A 26,347-nucleotide genomic window follows, 5' to 3' on the forward strand; every position below is an offset into this window, starting at 1 on the left:
GATACGAAGGGGAGCTTAATTGCTCCCCTTTTTTTGTACAGATAACCGCATTCGCTATCTCAGTCAATCGTTGACACTAGAGAGATCTGAGTGTGATTCAAGAATTTCAACTGAACTAGCATGAAGCTTGCTTTCTTCCATGCATTCCCCGCTACAATCGCACACTTGACGTAAGATATAGACTAATCGGTCTTGATTGAGCGGAAGAGGATTTCCTTTAATAGCAACGGACATGAGGGCGTCATCGGCCACTTGTTCAAAAGAGGTTTGGCAAACTCCAAACTTACCAAGATGAGGCAACTCAAGTTTATCGAGCACCATTTTCACCCATAGCACACCGTCATGTTCATTAGCATTCGTTCTATCCGTGACAAGTTGTGCCAACCTCCTATAGCGACTGATCACATCCGCTCTGCCCGCTTGCTTTGCTGCCTTTATGTTCTCTTGCATTACGTGCGGCGCCAACCTTGCAGTAATCACACTATGGGGGGCATCTAACTTTCCACCTAATGCCGAAGCTAAACCATGCGCAGCACCTAGTTTAGCATTAGTGATCGCCATACCTCCCAACAAGGCTGCGAAAGACAAATCTGATCTCGCCTTATGATTATCTTGCTTACAACCAGCTATGACAGAGCGGCTTAGCCGTCTGAGCCCCTCTTCGCACACCATGTCAGTTAAAGGGTTAGGGTCACCGCAGACATACGCTTCCATCAAATGAGTGAAAACATCCATCGCTCCCCTTCCAGATGTGTATTGATCCGTACCATAAGTTAAGGTGGGATCCACAATAGCGACATCCGCTAACATCTCCGGACTGCGTAAACTAACCTTGACTTGGTCTTGCCCAGATTTGAGCACTGCGTTACGAGTCACTTCGGAACCTGTGCTTGCCGTGGTAGGGATAGCAATAAAATGAATCGGGTTGGTTTTTAGTGGGACGTTTCGACCAACAACTTCAACGTAGTCATACACATCCCCTTGATTTGGGATAATAGCAGCGAGCGCTTTCCCCATATCAATCACGCTGCCTCCCCCAATGGCAACGACTATATCCGGCTGAAACTTTCGTCCTAGAATGGCAGTTTCTTCCACCATGGTGATATTAGGCTCACCATTTATAGCGACATGCTGATAACGCATATTCTGCGCTTTAAGATAATTAATGATCGGTGTGGCACGTTGCGTGTCTTTACCTGTCACCAGTAATACGCTGTAGCCAAATTGATTGATTACAGACAACGAAGATTGAAGCGCCCCTTCGCCGAAGATAATCCTTGTTGCAGTCATAAACTGAAACATACACTTCCTCCCCAAAACAACAACTCAGACTAGATTGCTATGCTTTGCGCAAAAAAAAGTTGACCGAGTGCACCTTGCCGCCATTAACCCTTCAAAATGTGTGTTTTTATGCGTCACTTCACAGAGTTTGCTAAGCCCAAAGATCGATTAACTTTTGTTCTAAAAGTGACTTTTCTTGGCTTTAAGCTTAGTGCGTGTTTAGTTTTTATACGATAGATTTCGCCTATCGAAACAAGAGGCATTTGCTGCTTTATTTCCGGTTCTGGATCGGGCATAGTTGTCTCAACATACGAGAGCGAATCGCAGCATTGACGTTTTCGTTCGCTTTCAATAAGAATAGATTTAGGAGAAATAAGATTATGTTCGTAGTTATCTTTGGTCGCCCTGCATGTCCTTTCTGTGTACGTGCTAAAGAGCACGCTGAAACACTTAAGGCAAAACGTGATGATTTCAACTACCGTTACGTAGACATCCACGCTGAAGGTATTTCTAAAGCTGACCTAGAGAAAACAGTTGGTAAGCCAGTAGAAACTGTTCCTCAAATCTTCATCGACCAAACGCACATCGGTGGTTGTGATGACTTTGAAGCTTACGCAAAAGAGCACCTAGGTCTATTCGACGAGTAATTCGAATAACTGAATTTTTAAAAAGCCGCTTAGCGGCTTTTTTATTATGTATTCAAATTGTTACTCCCCTACGTCAAGTAATAGTAAAACCTAAAAAAATTCACTTATCTTTTTGCTATATTTAGTTACAATTCGCAATTCTTAATCTTTTTCTTTGGCACACACTTTACCGAGCCACACAGTGAACATAGACGTCGTACATCTTCTTGAACAAAACCCCATTCTTCTAATCTTCGTCGTATTAGCAATTGGTCTTGCCATTGGCAAAATTCGCTTTGGAAAGCTGCAGTTAGGCAACTCTATTGGCGTGCTCATTACCTCGCTTATCATGGGACACCTCGGCTTCTCATTTAACGCAGAAGCGCTAACGATTGGCTTTATGCTGTTTATCTACTGTGTAGGTATCGAAGCTGGGCCTAACTTCTTCGGTATCTTCTTCCGAGATGGTAAGCATTACTTCATTTTGAGCATGACCGTGTTGGTCTCGGCTGTCGGCTTAACTTATTTCTGTAGCCATTATATGGGCCTAGATTTTGGCTTATCTGCCGGTATGATGGCGGGTGCCCTTACCGCAACGCCTGTTCTGGTAGGTGCACAAGATGCATTAAACTCTGGTCTTGCTACCATTCCGCGGAACATGGATTTTTCTCTCGTATTAGAAAATCTATCGGTTGGTTATGCCATGGCTTATCTGGTCGGTTTGATCAGCATGATCATGTTTGCCAAACTGCTGCCTAAATTGCAAAAACAAAACCTATCCGACTCAGCTCAACAAATCGCACAAGAACGCGGCTTAGGGAGTTCTAGTCAAAGAAAGGTGTATTTACCCATTATCCGTGCGTACCGTGTTGGCCCTGAGCTGATTGACTGGACAGATGGTAAGAACCTTCGTGAGTTGGGCATTTACCGCCAGACGGGTTGTTACATAGAACGTATTCGTCGTAACGGCATTCTTGCCCACCCAGACGGTGATGCAATCCTGCAAGAAGGTGACGAAATCGCACTAGTAGGCTTCCCAGACAGCCATGCGCGTCTTGACCCTAGCTTCCGCAACGGTAAAGAAGTATTCGACCGAAACCTGCTTGACCTTCGAATAGTCGAAGAAGAGATCGTGGTTAAGAGCGATGCCATTGCAGGCAAACGCTTGTCTGATTTGAACCTATCTGAATTCGGCTGTTTCTTAAACCGCGTAGTGCGTGCTCAAATTGAAATGCCGATGGATTTAGACATTGTTCTCGCTAAAGGTGATGTCCTTCAGGTGAGTGGTGAAAAGAGCCGTGTACATGGTCTCGCTGAGAAAATCGGTTTCATCTCGATCCACAGCCAAATGGCAGATTTGCTCGCGTTTTGTAGCTTCTTTATTCTGGGCATTATGTTTGGCTTGGTGACCATGACGTTTGGTCAAGTGTCATTCAGCTTAGGTAATGCAGTCGGCCTATTACTTTCAGGCATCACGCTGGGCTTCCTACGAGCAAACCACCCTACTTTCGGTTATGTTCCGCAAGGGGCGTTAAATATGGTCAAAGATTTAGGTTTGATGTTCTTTATGGTCGGAATAGGCTTAAGTGCTGGTGGCAAGATGTTCGAACACTTAACTCAAGTTGGTCCACAGATCATTGGTTTAGCATTTATTGTAAGCGTAGTGCCGGTTGTTCTTGCATATCTAGTTGGCGCTTACGTGCTTAAGATGAACCGTGCCCTACTCTTTGGTGCTATTATCGGAGCTCGTACGTGTGCTCCAGCAATGGACGTAGTAAACGAATACGCTAAGTCGACAATTCCTGCACTTGGTTACGCAGGTACGTACGCGATAGCCAATATCTTGATGACCCTAGCTGGTACCATTCTGATTATTCTGAGTTAATCACAATGAATGAGCGTTACAGATCAGTTAGCGCTCCTTATTCAAAGATTCTAGACAGAAAAAAGGCACTCATTGAGCGCCTTTTTCAATTCCGCTAGAAACGATTAGATTTGTGTGAAATCTGTTTCTACTGCTGGGTTCACGTCTGCTTCGTAATCCACACCGTCAACACCAAAGCCGAATAGCTTCAAGAACTCTTCTTTGTACTCAACGTAGTCCGTTAGCTCTTTTAGGTTTTCAGACGTGATCTGTGGCCATAGGTCACGACAGTGTTGTTGGATGTCTTCACGCAGTTCCCAATCATCCAGACGTAGGCGGTTCACTTCATCTACTTCTGCAGCGCTGCCGTCCTCTTTGTAAAGACGTTGACTGAACATACGGAAGATTTGTTCCATACAACCTTCATGTACGCCTTCTTCGCGCATTTTCTTGAATACCATTGCGATATATAGAGGCATTACAGGAATAGCAGAACTTGCTTGAGTCACAACAGACTTAAGTACCGCTACGTTTGCGCTACCGCCAGTTGCAGACAGTTTCTCGTTCAGTGCTGCTGATGCACGATCTAGGTCCATTTTCGCTTTACCTAGAGCGCCATCCCAGTAGATCGGCCAAGTTAGCTCAGTACCGATGTAGCTGTATGCGACTGTTTTACAGCCATCTGCTAGCACGCCAGCGTCTGATAGTGCATTAATCCATAGTTCCCAATCTTCACCACCCATTACGGTTACTGTGTCTTGGATTTCTTGCTCAGTAGCAGGCTCTACGCTTGCTTCGATGATGACGTCTTTGTTGGTATCAACAGCGGTCGACGTGTAAGTTTCACCGATAGGCTTAAGTGCTGAACGAATCAGTTCACCCGTTTCTGGCATTTTACGTACTGGAGAAGCCAGTGAGTAAACCACCATATCTACCTGACCAAGGTCTTCTTTGATCAGATCGATTGTTTTCTGTTTTGCTTCATTTGAGAACGCGTCACCGTTTAGGCTTTTCGCGTATAGACCCTCTTCACGAGCTAGCTTTTCAAATGCAACAGAGTTGTAAAAACCTGCTGTACCTGGCTTCTTCTCCGTGCCTTCTTTTTCGAAGAAAACACCGATAGTTGAAGCACCGCCACCAAATGCCGCAGCGATACGAGAAGATAGGCCGTAGCCACTTGATGCACCCACAACGAGAACGCGTTTTGGAGCGTTTTTAATTGGGCCTTGTGCTTTAGTGTAAGCAATTTGTTCTTTTACGTTAGCTTCACAACCCACTGGGTGCGTAGTAGTACAGATAAATCCACGAATTCTAGGTTTGATGATCATATTCAACTTCCTTTAAAAAACGTTGCTAGGATAAAAGGTTCAGCCCTACTTCGCACCTAATTTCTGTAAAAATGCTGCGAAAATGCAAGTGGTTGGAGCACTCACAGCATCATTTATGACCGATAGAAACAAATAAGCACCTCGGCTGAGGTGCTTATTTCGAACATTTTAGTGTGGACGTTATGCCGCTGAATTCAAATGCGATTTTTTCGTCGTCACATTAGTACGAACTTCTGAGAAGTCATGGCTAAAGTGGTCAACTTGAATTGCTTTGTAACGCAGCTTATCCGCCGCCATAATTTGATCTATTTCTTGCTCAGTTAACACATCCTCTTCAAACGCTTGCTGTAGGCGGTCATGTAATAGACCTTTGCGTGCAACTTTGCCATCTTTAGCCGCCTTCATCAGTTTGCGCTCTAATGGCTTAACGTCATACATCGCTAAAAATGCACGCTCCATCAAACCCACACTGTCGTCTTCGTCTTTACCGATGTAACAAAGGTGCGTCAGACGGTCACGCTGAGCGCCTGGGGTCATCATAGCCTCTGCCAGACCTACACACAGTTCATCACTCGGTGCTTTGAAGTGATTACCAAGTGGGAATAACAAGCCTTTAAGGACACCACCTACGTATTTCACAGGGAAGTTTGAGTACGCTTCATTCAGTGACTTAGACGCATTGTATAAGCAGTGCTGTACCGCGTAATGGACAAAGTTTAGATCACCCTGTTGTCGACCTTCATCTTCGTACTTCTTCAACACGGCTGATGCCATATAGAGGTAGCTTAGGCCATCACCCAAACGAGCAGAGATCATCTCTTTACGTTTTAAATCACCGCCAAGCGTCAGCATCGCAAAGTCAGCACTTACGGCTAGCGCACGGCTTAGACGAGTAATGTCCTTGTAATATTGCTGCGTAGGGCCGCTCATGTGCGCCTTAACAAAACGAGAACCAGTTAGCGCTGCGCCAAGTGCGCCAAAGGTGTTACCCGTGGCATGTTTAATGTGCTTAAACAGCAGATCATCAAACTCTTTCGCACCTTCTTTCGAATCTGGGTTGGCCGCTGCTTCCATCTCTTTCAGTACGTATGGATGACAACGTGTCGCACCTTGACCGAAAATCATTAGGTTGCGAGTCAAAATATTTGCACCTTCGACGGTGATAGCAACAGGAATGCCTAGATAATGTTTCGCTAGGTAGTTCATTGGACCATCTTGAATCGCGCGTCCCGCATGGATATCGAAAGAATCGTTCAGGATAGTACGGGCCATTTCCGTCATGTGGTATTTAGCAATAGCTGTCACGATGCCTGGTTTCTCTTTCATATCAAGAGACGTCGTCGTCAGCGTACGTGTCGCCTCAAGTAGATAAGTTAAACCACCAATGCGTCCCATCGCCTCAGCGACACCTTCAAATTTACCGATGGACATACCAAACTGTTTACGGACATATGCGTAAGCGCCTGTGGTTCGTGTGGTAAGGTGACCGATCGCGGTGCCGAGCGCAGGAAGTGAAATACCACGTCCTGCCGACAAACATTCCACCAACATACGCCAACCTTTACCCGCGTACTCTGAGCCACCAATTAGCCAGTCCATAGGAATGAACACATCGTTACCACGTGTTGGACCGTTCATAAACGCAGAACCGAGCGGATCGTGACGCTCACCAATTTCCACACCTTCGTGATCAGCAGGAATCAATGCACAGGTAATACCCACATCTTTCTTGTCGCCAAGCAGGCCATCTGGGTCTTGGAGTTTGAATGCGAGACCAAGAACAGTCGCAACAGGTGCTAGGGTAATATAACGCTTGTTCCAACTAACACGGATACCAAGAACTTCTTCACCCTCGTGCGTGCCGTAACAAACTACGCCTTGGTCTGGAATACCGCCTGCATCTGAGCCAGCTTCAGGGCCGGTTAAGGCAAAACATGGAATATCCGTACCGTCAGCGAGACGTGGTAGCCAGTAGTCTTTTTGCTCTTGAGTACCATAGTGAGAAAGTAGCTCACCTGGGCCAAGAGAGTTTGGCACCATGACTGATACGGCTGCGCTGATGCTTCGTGTGGCAATACGAGATACGATGGTTGAGTTTGCAAGTGCAGAAAACTCTCGGCCGCCGTATTCTTTCGAAATGATCAGGGAGAAGAAACGCTCTTTACGTAAGAAATCCCAGACTTCAGGTGGTAAATCACGGTCATCTTTTACGATCTGCTGATCGTTTAGCATTTCAAGTAACGTCTCAAGTTCATTGTCCATGAAGGCTTGTTCTTCAGACGTCAGTGCTGGTTTTGGGTAGTGATGAAGCGTTGTAAAGTTAGGCTTGCCAGAAAACAACTCGGCATCCCACCATACACTACCGGCTTCCATTGCCTCTTTTTCCGTACTCGACAATGGTGGCAGTACTTTCTTAAACATTTTAAATGCTGGGTCACTAATCCATTTTCTTCGTAGAGAGCTCATAGTTCAGATCCTTTTGTTCACATTACCGCTCGCGGCTTTCACTTTTCTTTTTTATTGATTTAATTAGGTTTACTTGGCGGACATTCCTGCCGACAGGTATGGAATCAGTAGGTCGACGACAGACTTCGCATCGACGTCTTTTTGGAATTTACTTTCCGCAATTTCCGTTAGCGCTTGACTAGATGCCATGGTGAAAACACAAGTTCCAAGGGTAAAGTGTAATCGCCAAAACAGCTGTTCTTCTGTTAGTTCAGGGTTTGCTTTGCCTATGGAGAACATAAACAACTTCAGCACTTCGTCATATCTGGTGCTGATAAACCAGCGCAAGTGCCCCTGCACATCGGTGTAACCTCGCCCTATCAACAACATAAACAAGGCAGTACCGTTTGGTCGCACATCATTTAACGCCCGTAAGGGTAAGCGCAACGATTCGAATACCTCATCCATGTTGTAATCGTCACGGGTGTTTAGCTCTATCAGAGATGTTTTAATGCTCGGCATTAACGCTTCTAAATAGCGGTCTAAAACGGCTCTAACGAGCGTCTTTTTATCGCCAAAATGGTAGTTTACCGAAGCAAGGTTTACGTTCGCCTTACCAGTAATGGTTCTTAGTGATGTGTCATTGAAGCCGTATTCTGCAAATAGTCCTTCTGCTACATCGAGTATTTTTTCTTTTGTTGTACTTCTCGGGGCCATTTCAATCACTCGTATTAAACAACTGTTTGAAAATATACTCCCGAAACGACAGATTAACAAACGATTAACATCACATTTTCAAGCATTGGTCTGACCAGACATAGAAAGTGCAGGCGTAAAGGAATGAATTTAAAGCGAATATTATTTTGTGAAAAAAACTTCTAAAAAAAATGGAACTGAATGGAATTAGCTCGGTCTGAATTACTGTAACAACTAGGGCATTTAAAGTTTTTCAGGCCGTCAAACTTGTTTCTTTCTGGTTGTTACATTGCTGCTTTTTCTTATTAACTCCTATGTTTGTATCCGCCCAGATAAATTTTCTTCTGGGCTTTTTTTCGTCTGTCGTTCCCCGCTATGCACTAGCAAATAGTAAATCCAAGATATAAAAAAACCTCTCAATTGAGAGGTTTTCGTATTTCAAATTGCTGCTCTAAAAGCGGTTCGCTTTAGTATTCCTCAGCAACCTCTTCTGACGCCTGCTTTGGCAACGAGAAGTGCAGTAACGCATAGCCAAGTACAGCGGCAGTGGTAGAGCCCATCAAGATGCCTAGTCGAGCATAAGTGTCAAACTCAGGACTCACGTTTGCAAACGCCAATGATGAGATGAAGATAGACATCGTAAAGCCGATACCACACAACACTGACACCGCAAAGATATGCATAAAGTTCACGCCTTTCGGCAGCTTAGCAATACCTAGTTTCACTGCCGCCCAACTGAATGTGAAGATACCCAGAGGTTTACCAACCAACAGACCCAGAGCAATACCTAATGGCAACATTGAAGTCAGACCTGACATCGATACACCCTCTAATGAGATACCTGCGTTTGCGAACGCGAATAGAGGAAGAATACCGAATGCTACATATGGGTGAAGTGCATGCTCCATGTGTTTTAGTGGAGAGTGTTCACCCTGCTTACCTTTCAGTGGAATAGCAAAACCGATCACCACACCTGCCAATGTTGCATGGACACCAGATTTCAGAACCGCGAACCAGAGAATAGCACCAACGATCATATACGGTGTTAGCTTAGTCACCCCTTTTGCATTCAGCATAAAGAGCAAGCCAGTCATCGCAAAACCAACTAACAAGGCCATTGTTGATAGGTCACCGGTGTAGAACAACGCGATGATCACAACAACACCAAGGTCGTCAATGATTGCAAGTGCAAGCAGGAACACCTTCAAAGCAATTGGCACACGTTTACCTAGTAACGCCATGATACCAAGCGCAAATGCGATATCTGTCGCCGCTGGAATTGCCCAACCAGAGATCGCTTCAGGGTCGCCAGCATTGAAAGCAACGTAAACAAGTGCAGGAGCCAACATGCCGCCAACCGCAGCAATTGCCGGGAAGATTGCAGTTTCTTTCGATTTTAGTGCGCCTTCAAGTAGCTCACGCTTTACTTCAAGACCTATGAGTAGGAAGAACACAGCCATAAGGCCATCGTTGATCCAATGGGATACTGACATACCAAATACATAAGTATGCAGCATAGCTTGATAAGTTTCGCCAAGTGGGGTGTTAGCAATGGTCATCGCAATTGCCGCAGCAATTACCAGAAGAATACCACCAGCGGATTCCATTTTGAAAAAGTCACGAATGACATCGTTCATGATTTCGCCCTTATATTTATTATCTTAATAAACGATTAACAAAGAATGATGAGAGTGTATAGCTGCTGAAAATTTTAGAATAATCGCTTGTTCAGAGTATAAACTTCGATTTTTCCGATGTATTCTTTACGACACATCGTATTTTTCAACAAGAACATATAAATTTACAAGACCTGACAATCTCCCTATAAGTCTATGTATTCACATAGATTACTATTAACTTAGTATAATATGTGACTGATTTTCGTGATTAACATGCAGTTTTACGACGAAAACTGCGTGTTTCAACGTCAAAAAAGCCACCTTTGATGAGGTGGCTTTCTGTTCTTTTTAGTAACCGGTGAGTTGCATAAATCCCCACGCCTCATTGGAACCCGATGCGAGTATCGGTCCTTCCCAATAAGGGATCACAAACGGAAGCCACATGTCCGATTTTATGATTCTCGTCGTCAAATTGATGTTGTGCTCGGGGACATTAATGATCCATTGCAGCGGTAGCCTTCTTCCGTTTGATAAGCCAGTGACCTGCAAAGGTGTCATGGTTAATTCTTTCTCAGTTAAGTTGATCACCTTACCGGAACGTGTCGCTAAAGTGCCAAACAGATGGGGAACCTGTCCATGATGACGATAGCGACTCACCGTAAGTGCTCGTCCATCATCAAGATTGAAAACAAACCAGTCCCAGCCTTGTTGCCCTTCACCGATTAGGCCACTACCCCACTCTTTTTGCGTCCACGCAGCCCCTGTCACTTCAATATCCCGACCATTTAAGGTTAGGTTGCCTTTTACATTTAAGAAAGGCGCACTGAAGCTAAAGGATGCGACAGATTGGAGCGCGTGCTTAACTTGAAAGCCTTTATCGCCATTCACGACGAACGGGCCGCTAGTAGTGGTATTTAAATCCATACCAAAGGTATCTGTTGTCACCTCTAAGTTACCCGGAAAGGGCGTAGAACCTAACGCTCGCCACGTCCAATTATCTATCCACAGACGGAACGGGCGATTTGTCATTCCAGCTTGTCCAATGCCACCACGCGCCACTCTTTGTTCTTTCCATACTTTAGAGCCATTGCTAATCACAATATGGGAGATAAAAAGCTGTGGATTTTGCCAACCTCTGGTATCACGCTCATCTGTTGCAACTCTAAAGTAGCTCCATTGAACGTTGTAAACCTTGCCATGCTTATCTTGTAATTTGGCAAAGTAATTCCACCATTCATGTTGATAATCTGGATGGAAGCGAAAATCCTGAGGAAGCGAGACATGTTCATCTGGCAACACTGGTTCAAAGATCGTTTTGCTTTCTCTTTGTAGTACCGCGCTAATGTCACTCTCTTTCGTTGCCGTCGCTTCGGCCCAATGCGTGAAATACAGTGTCGCACCCGTTAATGCAATGAAAGCAATAAACACCAACACTGATATCGAGAAGATCTTTTTCGGCTTCATATTCTTCGTCACAGAGCATCCCTCAACGACTTCATCGGAGTACTCTTAATCATTCTGATCACTGGTAATGCCCCCGCGATCATGATGGCAAACATCGCCCAAGCAATCGTCTGAACATACTCCCAAGGGATCGTTTGCAACTCTAAAGACCAGCCAAAAGATTGCTTAATAATGATATCAACAATCAAATGTGCCAACGCTAATCCGAGCGGAACGGCAATAATGGCGGAGATCATACCAAAAGCAAACAACTGTAACCCACCAAGGAGGACAAGCTCTTTACCCGACACGCCCATACAACGAAGTAAAGAAAAGTGCCTTTGCCGTGAAAACTCGCCAGCAAGGGTGGCAAAGAACAAGCCAAACACAGCAATAATCAATGTAATGTTGCCTAGTGTGCCCGCGATCGCAAAGGTGTGGTCAAACACTCGCATGGCTTGGTTATAGATATTGTTGTTGTCGAAGACTCGGTCTTGTGACAAGCGGAACACGTTTTCTAAGCGACGTTTCAAACCTTCGCCATTAACATTGTCTTCAAGTAAAACGCCAAGCCCAACGTTACCTGAGCCCGCAAAAGCATACAGCCAATTTCGGTGCGACATCATCACTTGGTTGTAGGGGTTGCCATAGTCGTAGTACACCCCAACAACTTGCCACCCTCCGCCTAACGGTGGCTGAAGATCAATATAGTCACCAGGGCGAATGTCGAGCTTCAATGCCATAGACTCACTGACCATCAGACTTTTTGAATGATGTAAGTGATACCAATAATTAGGCACGCCAAGTTTTACTGTGAGTGAATCGAGTTCCCCTTCCGAAGCCCCTGTACTCACTACTTGAAGCGCTCCACGTTCCGTAGGCACATCTTTTTCCCAACGCCACCAAACGGTATCGACCTCTGGTTGTTCTTTTAACCAAGCACTCATGCGAGCTGCTGAGTTGTTCGTAGGGTAGATGTAGATATCTGCAGCAAGACGTTGGCTCAACCATTTGTCGGTCGTATCACGGAAACTGCCTACCATGGTCTCAACACCAATGTTCGCCGCAAGTGCCAGCATAAAGGCCATCGTAGCAACACCCCGGTAACTCATGCTTGCCGCCGCATCAGCGAAGAACCAACGGACACGAACCCAACGTAATGAATAAGAGAAACTTTGGAACATATGCCACATCAAAAATGGCATAAACAACGCCACGCTGATCAACATTAGCGCGATGATAGCAAAACCTGACTCTTGCGTTCTTGGAGCTTGATAAACCGCAACGGCCGCCACACAAAAAGCACAAGCAGCAAACGCCTGCCAAGAGAATTCACGTCCAGCAAAGCGCATCAAAGATAAACGAGAAGAAAGACGGATGGGTTGTGATTTCAACAAACGAATCAAAGGCCATAAACAAGAAATCAGAGCGCCCAACGCCGACATTGCCAAGCTATATAAACTCGATTCCCATGACCAACCAATGGTGAGACCAACGTTGGCATCGTATAAATCACTTAAGCTGGATGACACTGCAGGAATCAGTTCATTCGCTAAGATCAACCCGAAGAAGTTACCACAAGCCCATGCAACCAAAACTAGAATGGTCAGTTCTAACATCAATGCCTGTGCGAGCTGCATGCCATTCACGCCCGTTTGGCGAAGAATACCAACTAAACGTTGACGTTGGATAAAAGACAGAGACATTGCTTGATAGAAGATAAACAAACCAACAAGGAAGGACAACATTCCCATGGCCGTTAAATTCATGTGGAATGCTTTAGTAAGCGATTCTAACTCTGTTCGGCTATTGCGCACCAACGTCATGCCATTAGGTAGCATGTTTTTTAGCGCCAGAACTTTTTCCTCTGGCATTTCACCACAAGCAATCGCAGACAATCCTGAACTGCGTTGCAGCATTCTTAATAGAGAGATGTCCGTGACTAAACGCGTACCAGAAAGCAAGTTGTCACTATCAACCTTCAAAGGTCCGAGCTGACTGCCATCATTCAGCGTAATAAAGTCCCCATTACTCCATGACATATGTGCAGCTAAATCTTGGCTGACTAAGATTGGATATGGCGGCTTCATTAACGTCAGCATTGGAAGATCTTTAAGCGATTTACCTTGCTGTAGCGGCAGCAATGCAACAGGGTCAACCCCCACTAACATCAAACTTATATCGGTGTTGGTGTCTAAATGTAGAACATCAAATGGTGCGCATTGATTAAAACCAGCACGACGAAGCTGGATATAAAAGCCTTGAGGAATTTTGTTTGCAGAGTGTTTAGTACGAATACGGTAAGGCAAAGGGTTGGAAAAAAGTTTCTCACCAGTTTCGTAGCTCTGTTTCGCGTGTTGGTTAATTGAAGTCACACCAACAAGGAGTGATACTCCGAGGGTTAAACCAAGCCAAACAAGAATAATTTGAAGTGGGTAACGACGGTAATGACCGAGTAGCGCCTTAACTACGGGCCATAACATGCAATTGCCCTCCTTGAAGACGAATGCGGCCTTCCATGTGCTCAGCGACCTTTTCACTGTGCGTCACCAACAACAGCGTACACTCAAGCTGACGAGCAAGGCTGGTCAACAAGCGCATTACCGCTTCAGCATTTCGTTCATCTAAGCTACCAGTCGGCTCATCGGCAAGTAAGATCTTCGGCTCCATATACAGCGCACGAGCAATCGCAGCGCGCTGCTGCTGTCCACCTGATACCTCTTCTGGATAACGCCCTAAAAGCGGCATAAGATCGAGTGCAGAGAGAATTTGGCGCCATAAACCTTTGTCTTCAGGCAAGCCTTTTAACTGGCGACAGAAACGGATGTTATCTGCAATATTCAAAGTAGGCAGCAGGTTGAATTGCTGAAAGATGTTGCCGATGTTGTTTCGACGATAAAGTGTTCTTAAGCGCTCTGGAGCACTGTGCATCGCGAAACTTGGGTATTGGATCTCACCAGAGTCAGCGGTATCAAGGCCTGCAATTAAATTAAGGAGTGTACTCTTACCAGAACCACTCTCTCCCATTAATGCAACTTGTTCACCCTGTTGTAATGTTAATTCTGCCCCTTGTAGTACAGGATGAAATTCGCCCCCGTCTACATAGCCTTTACATAGGTCTGACAGTTTCAACATTGATTTTGCCGCTCAAATGGTGTTTAAAAATTGGAATCAGAATCTACACTAAAATCCGGTTGGTAGGAAGTAATTTGAATAGTTGATCACACTATCAGACTACAAATGCAACTTGTCTCGCGACCCTTCTTAAACATCGATCAAATTTTTCATCCATTTCTTACTCGCCATGCGGTGTAAACATGTCCCCCACTTAACCACTTCCTCGGTTAGAAACAATAAGTAAACCCATTGTGGTTCAAAGCCTAGGTAGATAGCACCAAAGGCGGCAAGAGGAATGCTAATCACCCATTGCGCAATCAGATCTTGGTACAAGCAGAACTTCACATCCCCACCCGCACGAAGCACACCAACAATAGCCATCATAGGAACAGAACGAAGTACCACCCCGACGGCAAGAATCACCATAAACTGTTCAGCTAGGTGGCGCGTTTCTGGTGTCAACGCACTGAAGGCGTCGAGAATAAGTTGGTTAGAAAACAGAAGTAAAATCGCCACCACGATAGCAATCGCCACATTGAGGATCACCGTCGCCCAAGCTTGATAATAAACAGGGCCAAAGTTCTTCGCTCCCAATTGATTTCCAACCAATACTGCCGCGGCGTTAGATGAACCAATCATCATAGCTAGAGCAATCGACTCTACCGGCGTCATTACTGACAATGCCGCTAAACCTTGAACGCCTGCTTGCCCCATAATCGCATGATAAGCAAACAAACCACCCGCCCAAGCAAGGAAGTTAAATGTGGTCGGAAGAGAGAGCTTCAAGAAACGTGTAATTTTATCCAACACCAAGCTGGCACGAATGTCATCCAAACCGAAAGCAATGATGTGTTTTTTAAACCACAGGTAACTGAATAAACAAGTTACTTCAATAGCACCACTGATGACGGTGGCAATGGCAGCCCCTTTAATACCCATCGCAGGAAAGCCAAATTGGCCAAAAATAAGCACCCAGTTAAGGAAGATGTTGGAAAGAATGCCGATGCCGCTAAAAAACGTACTTAGACCCGGTTGATGCATAGCACGCAGACCCACCGCCATACTTGCGACACAGGCTACAGCAAACATACTAACCGATGAAATAACGAGATAATCAGCACCAAGTCGAATCACCTCTTCCGAATCCGTTGTCAGGCGCATGATTGGTTCTGGGAACAGAACGAATAACACCACCGTAAGGGCAGCGAATACCATGGAAATCATCCAAGTCAACGACGTACTCTGACGCACACCGACTTTATTACCTGCCCCCCAATACTGCGCCGTAAGCAATGCTCCACCCGTTGTCACCCCAAGTAACATAATGGTCGTTACAAATGTCGCTCTTGCTGCAACACCGACCGCAGCAATTTCAGCCTCTCCCAATTGACCGAGCATCAGTACGTCCACCAAGCTTCGGCTGGAGAACATCATGCTCTGTAAAGTTATGGGTAATGCGATGGCAAATAGTCGACGTAAAAACGACTTATCAGCATGAATAACCAATTGTGAGAAAAAAGTCATGCTCGCTCCGACGACAACTTATTGATAGAACGGGAAAAGTGTCTCATGATTATACCCAGTGGTGACTAATCCACCAGTAATAAAAGGATTCATAATGAAAAAGGTGTTGGTACTCGGGGCTTCCGGCTACATAGGCTCTCAACTTCTTCCACAACTGATCGATAAAGGTTACATTGTCACTGCAGCAGCTCGTCATATTGACTATTTAGAATCTCGAACTCAGCCACACCCTAATCTCACACTCACTTATTTAGACCTCGCAGACGCAGAAGCGACGCTTGAAGTCGTAAATGATTTTGATTTGGTGTTCTTCCTTGTGCATGGTATGGCACAAGGTCACGACTTTGTTGAGTACGAGTTAAACCTCGCAGAGAACTTTAAAAATGCGCTTGAGAAAAGTCGCGTAGAACACGTGATCTACTTGAGTGCGATTCAGCCTCAAACCGGCAACTCTCAACACTTAGCAGCACGTAAAGCGACGGGGAAGATCATTCGTCAGGCTGGTGTTCCTGTTACCGAGCTTCGCGCAGGCGTGATTATTGGGCCAGGGTCTGCGGCATTCGAGATCATGCGTGACTTCGTCTATAACCTGCCGATTCTGATTGCGCCTAAGTGGATCGACTCCAAAGCTAACCCAATCGCCCTACCCAACCTCAATCACTATTTGCTGGAACTGGCAGAAACCAAACCAACAGAAAGTGAAATCTATGAAGTTGGTGGGCCGGATACATTAAGTTATCGCGAGCAATTTGAAGTCATTTGTAAAATAACGAAGAAACCTTACAGACTGTGGTCAACGCCACTGCTAACACCCAAAATGGCATCGTATTGGTTAGCCATTGTGACGTCAGTTCCCACAAGTATTGGTAAAGCGCTGCTTGCTGGTTTAGAGCACGATTACATTGCCAATACCAAAGCCATTCACGAGCGATTTCCACAAGAGTTAATCAGCTATGAACAGTCCGTAGCGGACACCATCGCTACGGAGGGAACTTTTGTGCGTAGTAACGTATGGGGGTTTGAACCAGCAGCTCTCAAACGTTGGCAACCAGGCTACGGCTATTATCCAAAACAAGCAGGAGCAAGCATTAAGACAAAAGCTTCTGCAGAATCACTTTGGAAAGTCGCACAAAAGATCGGGAGCCCTGAAAAAGGCTATTACTTTGCCAACATCCTTTGGCGCACCCGAGAGTGGCTTGATATCTTCTTTGGTGGAGGAAAACCCATTCGAGTTTCACCACCGGGGCCAGAGCTCAAAGTAGGTGATTTCATTGATTCATGGAAGGTCATTCGCTGCGAAGAGAACCAGTTCCTCTCACTGTTTTTCGGTATGAAAGGTCCCGGACTTGGTCGTTTAGAAATTACAATCAAAGACGATGGCGAAGAGCGCGAATTCGATATCACCGCATGGTGGCACCCGCAAGGCTTCCCTGGTTTGCTTTACTGGTTTGCGATGATGCCAGCACACCTATTCATCTTCAAAGGTATGGTAAAAGCGATCGCCAAAGAAGCAGAGCATCTAGAGCGGGAGTAACGCCCCATTGCGCTTGGCCTCTCATAGCACTTTCAAACAAAGCAGATAAAGGCTATTTGAGAGTGCTATTGAAAAGGTTCTATATTGATTAACACTCTGTAAATTTAATTGAATTTATTTCAGTACAATCTCCATATTATTCTTAGCTCATACCTTTTTAGACCGGCTTTGTTCTGAACTTAGTGACTATAACGTTAAGCAGATTTTGGAATCACAATGGGCAATCGATACATCATTAGCAGTAAACACCACGATAACTTTATGCTTCGTCAGCAACACGTCGATAAGATCGCGTTGGTGACAGAGGGAGGCGGTCAGCGAGGCATTTTTACTGCAGGCGTGTTAGATGCCTTCCTGCATGCTGATTTCAATCCTTTTGATTTGCTGATTGGTACTTCTGCGGGCTCTCTCAACCTCGCCTCGTATATCTGTGGGCATCAAGGGCATGCCTACAAAATCATCACAGAAACAACACGACGCCCTGAGTTCTTTAAACTCACGAAATACTTGCTCAATGGTGAAGGGTTTGACTTAGATTTTTTAGTAGACAATGCCGAGATAAGCATCCCGTTAAACTGGGAAAAAGGTTCTGATTTACTCAAAACAAAACAAGTCGTCGCCGTCGCGACACACGCACGGAACCTAACGACAGAATGTTTTGATGTCACCGTTGATAATTGGAAGGATGTGCTGAGAGCATCTTGTGCGATTCCCGCTCTGCACAAAAAGCCCGTAGTGTTTAATGGCGCACGTTGGTTAGACGGCGGTGTATCTGCACCAATCCCAGTTGAAGAAGCTTATCGTCGAGGTTACAAACACATCGTGGTAATCCGGACGATGCCCATAGACTTTGACGAGCATCATCCTTTAATAGAAGCCGTGCTAAAGCGCGCGCCATCCAAAACAATGAGTGAGCTATCGGCTATTTTGCTCAAACACGAAGAAACTTATCGACAAACTCGACGCTTTCTCGCCTCTCCTCCTGATGATGTAAACATTTACGAGATTTCTCCAGCGCGGAACTTACAATCTTCAGTTGTTGAGAGTACGAAAAAGCAACTCGATGCGGATTATTTGCACGGTGCTCAACTAGGCCGCTTGTTTGTGACCAGCATAGGAAGAAAACTCAATATTCCTCACAAGCCTTATAAACGCTATCACCCCATTACCTCGGAATTGAGCCACCATAAGCAGGATTATCACCATCAAATAGATGACGTATGGCAAAACAGAAAGAGCGGTTACTTTAAAGGTGCGATGAATAATGATATCGCTTGGATTAACGTGAACCCTCAAAACCATACAAGAACGTTAGTCATTGTTCAGGGGCGAAATGAATCGTTTTGGAAGTACAAAGAAGTCATTTACGAACTCAGCCAATACTTCAATATCTATTCCTTTGATCATCGAGGTCAGGGAGAGTCGCAACGCTTGGCAGAACACAGCGAACTTGGACACGTGGACCAATTTGAACATTATGTTGAAGACTTAGCTCAGTTTCTTGAAGAGGTTGTAGAGAGCCAACATAAAGACGAAGTTATGATGCTCGCCCACTCGATGGGAGGTGCTGTCGCAACTCAATACCTCGCGAGTTATGATCACAACGTTAAAGCTTGCGCCCTAACAAGCCCAATGTTTGGTATCAAATTACCCAAAGTGGTTGGCGGCATTCAAACGGCCACCATTAAACTCATCAGTCAACTTCAGAAAACACCGAATTTCGCCCCTACCCAAACAGCATTTGTGACTAAAACCTTTGAAGGCAATGACCATACAAGTAGCCCTAATCGCTTTAAAGCCTACAGTGATTTGTTGAGCAACCACCCCAACTTGAGACTCGGTGGTGTTAGCCCTAAGTGGATTAGCGAAGCCGTTGCTGCGGGTAAAAATTGTTTAGCTCAAGCTAAAGACATTAAAACGCCGATTTTAATCGTGCAACCGGAGGGGGATAACGTTGTGTCGTTGCCTGCCCAAGACTTATTCAATGAGCATTGTGCCAGTTCAAGGCTTTTAAGCATTCCTCATGCAAGGCATGACATTTTAATTGAATCCGACCGATATCGAGATTGGGCCCTAAAACGGATAATGAACTTCTACGATCACAGCCATAAGTTTGTTTAATCGCTTGATAGAAGTGAATGTCATGCCCTCAAAAACAAAAAAAGCGTACACACCACAGTATGTACGCTTTAAAGAGCCGTAATCTCCGATAAGTAACGTTCTTATCTCACCCGTAGGTGAAACTGGGTTACTTATTGAGATGCTTGATACGGTCTAGTCTGCTTTAAATGACAACGGGATCTCTGCCAGTTGATTGCCTTCGTTCGCAGGGAAGATCAGGTATTCACCGTGGTATTTCACCATGGATTTGTAGTCCGTCACTTTATGAACCATATAACCCGCTTGTGATGCTTTTTCGACAAACTCAGCGTGGTTACCGCGAACAAACCAACTCATCGGTTTAGCAAGCACTTCACCATCAAAACAGCTTTCACATTGGTCTGCACAAAGCGCCAGAGAGTTTTGACCCTCGGTGAAGATTTGTACTTTACCACAACCAATCAGTTGCTCAGAAGTCGACACTTCCCATTGAGCTTGCTCCATAAGATCCAAAAACGCTTCAATGTCTGAATCTTTGATCACTTTCTGTTCTTCGCCTTCTGGGAAGAATTGTGCGTAATAAGCAGAAATACGTTTGAAGATAAACAGCAAGCCAGCATCGTTCCCTTTTGAACGACCCGCTTTTTGCCAACGCGTTAAATCATCCCCAACAGTGCGACCGAAACGCTGTGATTTTAGCGCTTTGGTCACCCAACGAACCAAGTAATGATTGTTAGCAACTGGCGCATTCGCCAATTTACCTGAACGATGTTCCTGATCCAGTTCTTCCAGAGCAGAATTAACCAAGTGTTGAATTTCTTTGGTGTAATTAGACATTACGCCTTTCTTCCTAAAGTCCAATAAAACAGTGCAGACAGCACTGAACAAGCAAACATAACGATGATCATCGGCCATGCAACACCGCTCGGCATTGCAGCAACCAGCGCACCAATAAGTGAACCAGTACCAAAACGCAAGGTGCCAGCAAGTGAAGATGCTGTACCAGCCATGGTTGGGTAACCACTCAACAACAATGCCATTGAGTTACTACCAATCGTAGACAAGGTACCAATAAACAGCACGACAAATGGCACCATACCCCACAAACCAAGGTTGAACATCCAACCAACAAACAGACCAATACCCGCGGTTAATTGCACAGCTAGACCAAAACGAAGCATGGTATGAGAGCCGACTTTTTTCACCAAACGACCGTTGATGCTGGTCATGACGATCATCGCCACGATGTTCAAACCAAATAGATAACCAAATTGGTCCGGTCGAACACCATACAAATCTATATAGATAAATGAACCCGCCGTCAGGAATGCAAACATACCTGAGAACGAGAACGCCCCAGAAAGCATTAAACCTAATGCTTCAGGATTTGAACACAAGCGTGCATAGTTGCGAATTGTTGTTCGGAATCTTAATGGCTGACGGTTTTCTGGTTTTAGCGTTTCCGGAATCATCCATAACACCAGCAAAATCACTACGACAGCAAAGATAGCCAATACCCAGAAGATAGAGCGCCAACCGAACCAAATCGCTAAATGACCACCGATCATAGGTGCAACAAGCGGCGCAATAGTGATAACTAGGGTCACAAACGACATTGCACGTGCAAAGTCTTCACGGTCAAACATATCGCGAACGACAGCTTGGATGATCACGGCAGCTGCTGCTCCTGCAAAACCTTGTGCAGTACGTACATACGTCAGAGCATCAATACCATTTGTAGTTGCACTAACTACCGCCGCCAAACCAAAAAAGAACACACCTAAAATGAGTACAGGTCGGCGACCATAGCTATCAGCTAGCGGTCCATGAAGCAACTGGCCTAACGCAAAGCCTGCGGTGTACGCCGTTAACGTAATTTGCACTGCCCCTGCTGTCACGCCTAGATCTTTCGCGATAGTAGGCATAGCTGGCAGATACATATCGATAGCAAGCGGGGTTAATGCACCGATTGCACCGAGAACAAGAAACAATAAAAAACTGATTTGTGACTGGGGAGCACTTTGGGCTTTTTCTGTCATTGATTTACCTCTTGTTGTGGTCCTCCCATCAACATTCCACATTGATTGAGACAGATGAGTGACACTTCTCGAACACTGGCTTCATAACAGAGTTACAAAAAACAGTGCGTAGTATCCATACTATTGAGAAATACAGATGCTCAAGTACTTTTTCACTTTTTTAATGTCACTTGAGCATTACTGACGAAAGTATACCAAGGCGGTCTTGACTAACTCGACGCTTAAACCTGCATGATGATTATGCGCAGCGACAATATAACCGAGCTAAAACGAAGAGGCGGTGAAGTTAACACCGTCTGTACTTATCGTCAGTAAGGACCAACAAGAGAAAAGGTTTTTCTCAGATTAAATACAGTTCAGCCTGCGTTTACGAGCAGCGAATACATGACTGGTTCAGTCATTAACACAAATTTGGTAGGAAACCCCATTCTGAGTGATTTCCTACCAAAACACTAGTTCCTATCGAGAACTAAACAATTTCCCAGAACAGCGATTATTTCCAATCAGAAAGAATTACTTTAATACCGATTCGACTTCTTCTTCGGTTAACACACGGTAATCACCGGGCTCTAGAGCTTCATCCAATACGATAGAACCGATACGCTCACGGTGAAGGTGTTCAACCTTATTGCCAAGAGCAGCAAACATGCGCTTCACTTGATGGTACTTGCCTTCGACAATCGTCAATAGCACTTCGTTTTCGGCTTCGTTCACGATTTCCAAGTGTGCTGGTAATGTCGGTTCACGTTCATTGCGAAGTTCTATCCCTTGGGCAAACTTCTCCACGTAGTCTGGCTCAATCGCATCCACCAACCAAACACGATAGGTTTTCTCACACTTGTGTTTAGGTGAAGTAATACGATGAGACCACTGGCCATCGTCAGTGATCAAAACTAATCCTGTCGTATCGACATCCAAACGACCAGCAAAGTGCAAGTTCTCTACTTTCGGCTCATCGAGCAGAACGAAAGCGGTCGGGTTATGCCCGTCTTCATGCGAACAAACAAAGTCCGCAGGCTTGTATAGCATAATGTAACGTGGGCCAGGTTTACCAACGTCACGACCATCCCACTGGACGACACCACCTTCTGGTACTTTAAAAGAACCACTTTTTTGTACTTCACCATTGATGGTTACTTCGCCACTTTTGATGATCTTTGTTGCCTGCTTGCGAGTCGCACCCAGAGCATCACACAAATATTTATCTAAACGCATGAATACCTCATTGAATTATACCCAAATGACCTCTGCCCAAGCCCATTTAAGCTAACAATCGGTAAGTAAAACCGCACTCAAAAGTCACTTGGGTATAAAAGTCGGGTATTATAGCGATCCTAATTAGAATAGTTGAGCAATTTCACAGATTTTCATGTACACCCTTCGCCCTTACCAAGCCGACTCTGTAAAAGCGGTGATTCATTATTTTCGCAAACACACCACACCAGCGGTCATTGTACTACCAACAGGTGCCGGTAAGAGTTTGGTTATTGCAGAACTGGCGAGACTCGCCAAGGGACGCGTATTAGTGCTCGCGCACGTTAAAGAGTTGGTGGAACAAAACCACGCCAAGTATGAAGGCTACGATTTAAAAGGCTCAGTTTTTTCGGCGGGTTTAGGCAGAAAAGAAACCGATCAACAGGTGGTATTCGCATCCGTTCAATCAGTCGTACGCAATTTAGATTCATTCAAAAACCAATTTTCCTTGCTGGTCATTGATGAATGCCACCGCGTACCCGATGATAAAGACAGCAGCTACCAAAAAGTCATCACTCACCTAAGAGAGCTCAATCCAGGTATCAAGGTCCTTGGCTTAACCGCAACGCCATATCGTCTTGGGATGGGGTGGATTTACCAATACCACACTCGCGGACAAGTTCGTACCGAAGAACCTCGTTTTTTCCGTGATTGTATCTTCGAACTACCGATTCGTTATTTATTGGATGAAAACTTCTTAACACCTGCACGTATGATGGATGCGCCAGTACTGTCCTACGACTTCTCGCAGCTTAAGCCAGCCAGTACTGGACGATACAAAGAAGCCGAAATGGATATGGTGATCGACAAAGCCAAACGCGCCACGCCACAAATCGTTGAACAGATCATTCAATACGCCAAAGAACGTCAAGGTGTGATGGTATTTGCTGCGACGGTACGACACGCTCAAGAAATTCATGGTTTATTACCTGAAGGGGAAACATCCATTGTGATTGGTGATACACCAACTCCAGAGCGAGATGCGATCATTCAGTCGTTTAAAAACCGTGAGATTAAATACCTAGTTAACGTCTCCGTTTTAACCACAGGCTTCGATGCACCGCATGTTGATTTGATCGCGATTCTACGGCCCACGGAATCAGTCAGCTTGTATCAGCAAATTGTTGGTCGTGGTCTGCGTTTATCAGAAGGCAAAACCGAATGTTTAGTGCTCGATTATGCCGGTAACAGCTATGACTTATACCAACCAGAAGTGGGCGACCCAAAGCCAGACTCCACCAGCGAGATCATCACTATTCCCTGCCCTGCTTGCGGATTCAACAATAACTTTTGGGGCAAGTTAGACAGCAATGGTTTCTTGCTTGAGCACTTTGGCCGTCGCTGCCAAGGCTATTTTGAAGATGACGAAACCGGAGAACGCGAGCATTGTGGTTATCGGTTTAGAGCAAAATACTGCGGCGAATGTGGTGCAGATAATGACATTGCGGCTCGTATTTGCCATGAGTGCGACGCCACACTTGTCGATCCAGACAAAAAACTCAAAGAAGCATTAAACCTGAAAGATGCGCTGATCTTCGAATGTACAGAAATGGATTTGTCGGTATTTAAGTCCAGTGACGGTAAGTCGCAACTGAAAGTGACATACTCTGGAGAGTCTTATCAAGGTGAAGGGAATGCATTGGTGCATGAGTTTTGGTCTTTAAACACCAAAAAGCAGAAGCAAACCTTTAGAGATCAATTTGTTCGCCCTCATTTAGCCGACAAGCATCGTCCATTTGAAGAGGCTTCCCCGACCAAAGTGGTCGCGAATCAGCATCGCTTTCGCTTACCTCAATTTGTAATAGCGAGAAAGTCTGGTCGTTTTTGGAAGTTACGAGACAAGATTTTTGAAGACGAATTAAAGCAGTAATCGGCACATTATCGCGTCCAGATTGAATACAACGGCGCGACATGATTACTGAAAACTCTCGGTTATTTTGAGCGGTACATATCCCGGTCAGCGAGTTCGATAACGTCTATCAGGGATTCATTCCCTGTTGCTTTGGCCACACCTGTCGTTACTTTTACTTCTACATTATAACGATCTAAAGGCTTGGCAACGATATTCTCCTTGAGTCGTAAAGCTAAGTTTTCCGCAGACTCTAAGGAACAAGAAGGAATCACCGCTACAAACTCATCTCCGCCCAAACGAATCAACCAATCGCTCTGACGGAACGTAGATTGCATCGTTCGAGCAATATGAATCAATGCCATGTCACCAGCATTGTGGCCATGGTTGTCATTGATCTCTTTAAACTTATCACCGTCAATCAAAATCACAGAGTAGTGGCCTTGTTTTATTACCTGCTCAAATTCTTCATCTTCAAACACCTTCCGGTTATGTAGAGACGTCAATTCATCTTTGCTGGCATTTTTTATTGCATGCGCTAAGTGGTTTTGATGCCTTATATTAGAGGAATACAATCGATGGTAGGTGCGCACCAACCCCCAAGCTACCAACAACACCCATAGATTATCGATCAGCACCTTTACTACCGGAAGCTGATAGATAACCACGCTCGTATTATCGAGAGGTAGCACTAATCCTCCAGTAAGGTCATAAAAAGGGTACTTATCATGCCCTATCGTGACATAGTAATGCCCATTTACTTTTTCTGATGTGAGGCTTTGACCATCTAAAAAATGGTAGTTCACATAAACTTCAACAACGACATCTCCCAAAATCTGACCATTTAAATAAACGGGACTGGAGATGCTGAATGCGGTTTCACCGGTTTCTGTGTTATTGAAGTTTTCCGAGAAGATGACGCGATCCGCTAAGTCTGAGTCGTGCATATTCAAAGTACAGGAACGAGTTTGACTACATAGCATGGGATCAAACATCGATGCGTCGATAGCAAGATCATCATTCGCTTTCGAGAAGATAAGTTTCTTTCCCTCATAAGAACGATAGTAGATATGAACGTTAGGTCGTTCTGTTAGTTCTCTATTGTAGCGAAACAAGTCATCTAGAGCAGAAAACGCGATGCGTTCATTTGGGGTTAATTCTGCATCGTTAAGAGATTTAACTCGTTGCGAGCTCTCTATTTGTTGTTGGGTAAAGTTTACATCGGATTGGTTCTTCAAATCAGACTCGATTCGTAGCCCAGTTAATATCGCGGTACTTTTATAAAGTTCCAGATAGTTCGCAATAGAGGCAAACTCTTTTTCGCTGCGATTGATCGCCCATACGCTCATCACTGAAACTACGACGATATAGAGGCAAAACGAAATCACTAATGAGTTTTTCGACAATTTAAAAAGAAGCATTCTTTATCCTAGAACTCCATGCATACACTATGAACTGCACCGAGCTATCCAATTAAAGTGCTCTATGATTTGTCCAGACCAATTATATGTAACATTTATATCAACAGCATATCGCGCGAAAAATATACATTTGTTGTATTTTTGTTTATAGGCATGTTGCAAAACGCGAACCCGTCTTTTGCCTAATTAACCTGAACTCGGGATAAA

The 26,347-nt window shown here is 44.9% G+C and carries 18 protein-coding genes; 5 read left to right on the top strand and 13 right to left on the bottom strand.

Annotated features, from left to right (window positions below; genetic code table 11):
• Positions 1 to 63 precede the first annotated feature (63 nt).
• Entirely contained in the window at positions 64 to 1,302 is a 1,239-nt protein-coding gene (locus BCT11_RS21620; RefSeq protein WP_102389266.1) for an iron-containing alcohol dehydrogenase, read from the bottom strand.
• A gap of 359 nt (positions 1,303 to 1,661) precedes the next feature.
• Here BCT11_RS21620 and BCT11_RS21625 point away from each other — a divergent pair, with 359 nt between their 5' ends.
• Both BCT11_RS21625 and BCT11_RS21630 read left to right on the top strand, forming a co-directional pair.
• Positions 1,662 to 1,928 carry a GrxA family glutaredoxin gene (locus BCT11_RS21625; RefSeq protein WP_005428550.1) on the top strand — a complete coding sequence of 89 codons (267 nt, stop codon included), beginning with the start codon at positions 1,662 to 1,664 and terminating at the stop codon, positions 1,926 to 1,928.
• A 181-nt stretch (positions 1,929 to 2,109) separates the two neighbouring features.
• Positions 2,110 to 3,792, top strand: a complete 1,683-nt coding sequence (locus tag BCT11_RS21630; RefSeq protein ID WP_038868712.1) for an aspartate:alanine antiporter — start codon at positions 2,110 to 2,112, stop codon at positions 3,790 to 3,792.
• Positions 3,793 to 3,896: 104 nt separating this feature from the next.
• Here the strand turns inward: BCT11_RS21630 and fabV are convergent, their stop codons facing one another.
• The 8 genes from fabV to BCT11_RS21670 all read right to left on the bottom strand — a co-directional run bounded on the left by fabV (position 3,897) and on the right by BCT11_RS21670 (position 15,943).
• A complete protein-coding gene (gene fabV / locus BCT11_RS21635) occupies positions 3,897 to 5,099 on the bottom strand; it encodes an enoyl-ACP reductase FabV (protein ID WP_061034875.1) in 1,203 nt (400 codons plus the stop codon).
• Between the two features lie 180 nt (positions 5,100 to 5,279).
• The gene (locus BCT11_RS21640; protein WP_102389267.1) at positions 5,280 to 7,565 is read right to left on the bottom strand and encodes an acyl-CoA dehydrogenase; all 2,286 of its coding nucleotides are present in this window, start codon (positions 7,563 to 7,565) and stop codon (positions 5,280 to 5,282) included.
• A gap of 69 nt (positions 7,566 to 7,634) precedes the next feature.
• Positions 7,635 to 8,261, bottom strand: coding sequence for a TetR/AcrR family transcriptional regulator (locus tag BCT11_RS21645; RefSeq protein WP_038868716.1), 627 nt, complete (start codon positions 8,259 to 8,261; stop codon positions 7,635 to 7,637).
• A 446-nt stretch (positions 8,262 to 8,707) separates the two neighbouring features.
• Complete coding sequence (nhaA, locus tag BCT11_RS21650; protein WP_038868717.1) at positions 8,708 to 9,877, bottom strand: Na+/H+ antiporter NhaA; 1,170 nt, start codon at positions 9,875 to 9,877, stop codon at positions 8,708 to 8,710.
• A gap of 330 nt (positions 9,878 to 10,207) precedes the next feature.
• Positions 10,208 to 11,323, bottom strand: a complete 1,116-nt coding sequence (locus tag BCT11_RS21655; protein WP_038868755.1) for a lipocalin-like domain-containing protein — start codon at positions 11,321 to 11,323, stop codon at positions 10,208 to 10,210.
• Between the two features lie 8 nt (positions 11,324 to 11,331).
• Positions 11,332 to 13,785, bottom strand: a complete 2,454-nt coding sequence (locus BCT11_RS21660) for an ABC transporter permease (RefSeq protein WP_039977378.1) — start codon at positions 13,783 to 13,785, stop codon at positions 11,332 to 11,334.
• Complete coding sequence (locus BCT11_RS21665; protein ID WP_038874609.1) at positions 13,766 to 14,437, bottom strand: ABC transporter ATP-binding protein; 672 nt, start codon at positions 14,435 to 14,437, stop codon at positions 13,766 to 13,768. Before BCT11_RS21665 ends, BCT11_RS21660 begins: the two co-directional genes overlap by 20 nt.
• A gap of 129 nt (positions 14,438 to 14,566) precedes the next feature.
• Positions 14,567 to 15,943, bottom strand: coding sequence for an MATE family efflux transporter (locus BCT11_RS21670; RefSeq protein WP_102389268.1), 1,377 nt, complete (start codon positions 15,941 to 15,943; stop codon positions 14,567 to 14,569).
• 94 nt (positions 15,944 to 16,037) lie between these two features.
• Here BCT11_RS21670 and BCT11_RS21675 point away from each other — a divergent pair, with 94 nt between their 5' ends.
• A complete protein-coding gene (locus tag BCT11_RS21675) occupies positions 16,038 to 17,477 on the top strand; it encodes a DUF2867 domain-containing protein (protein WP_102389269.1) in 1,440 nt (479 codons plus the stop codon).
• Between the two features lie 216 nt (positions 17,478 to 17,693).
• The gene (locus BCT11_RS21680; RefSeq protein WP_102389270.1) at positions 17,694 to 19,598 is read left to right on the top strand and encodes an alpha/beta fold hydrolase; all 1,905 of its coding nucleotides are present in this window, start codon (positions 17,694 to 17,696) and stop codon (positions 19,596 to 19,598) included.
• A 153-nt stretch (positions 19,599 to 19,751) separates the two neighbouring features.
• Here the strand turns inward: BCT11_RS21680 and BCT11_RS21685 are convergent, their stop codons facing one another.
• From BCT11_RS21685 to rsuA, 3 genes are all read right to left on the bottom strand, one after another.
• Positions 19,752 to 20,414 carry a DUF2913 family protein gene (locus BCT11_RS21685; RefSeq protein WP_198593984.1) on the bottom strand — a complete coding sequence of 221 codons (663 nt, stop codon included), beginning with the start codon at positions 20,412 to 20,414 and terminating at the stop codon, positions 19,752 to 19,754.
• Positions 20,414 to 21,616 (bottom strand): Bcr/CflA family multidrug efflux MFS transporter, encoded by a 1,203-nt coding sequence (locus BCT11_RS21690; protein WP_102389272.1) that lies wholly within the window; start codon positions 21,614 to 21,616, stop codon positions 20,414 to 20,416. Before BCT11_RS21690 ends, BCT11_RS21685 begins: the two co-directional genes overlap by 1 nt.
• A gap of 513 nt (positions 21,617 to 22,129) precedes the next feature.
• A complete protein-coding gene (gene rsuA, locus BCT11_RS21695) occupies positions 22,130 to 22,831 on the bottom strand; it encodes a 16S rRNA pseudouridine(516) synthase RsuA (RefSeq protein WP_038868727.1) in 702 nt (233 codons plus the stop codon).
• 154 nt (positions 22,832 to 22,985) lie between these two features.
• On the opposite strand from rsuA, the gene BCT11_RS21700 reads away from it, so the two are divergent.
• A complete protein-coding gene (locus tag BCT11_RS21700; RefSeq protein ID WP_038868728.1) occupies positions 22,986 to 24,740 on the top strand; it encodes a DEAD/DEAH box helicase in 1,755 nt (584 codons plus the stop codon).
• Positions 24,741 to 24,802: 62 nt separating this feature from the next.
• Here BCT11_RS21700 and BCT11_RS21705 read toward each other — a convergent pair whose 3' ends face one another.
• Complete coding sequence (locus BCT11_RS21705; protein WP_038868730.1) at positions 24,803 to 26,140, bottom strand: GGDEF domain-containing protein; 1,338 nt, start codon at positions 26,138 to 26,140, stop codon at positions 24,803 to 24,805.
• Positions 26,141 to 26,347: the final 207 nt, after the last annotated feature.

The organism is Vibrio sp. 10N.222.52.B12, from assembly GCF_002875385.1.
Lineage (GTDB): Bacteria > Pseudomonadota > Gammaproteobacteria > Enterobacterales > Vibrionaceae > Vibrio > Vibrio jasicida.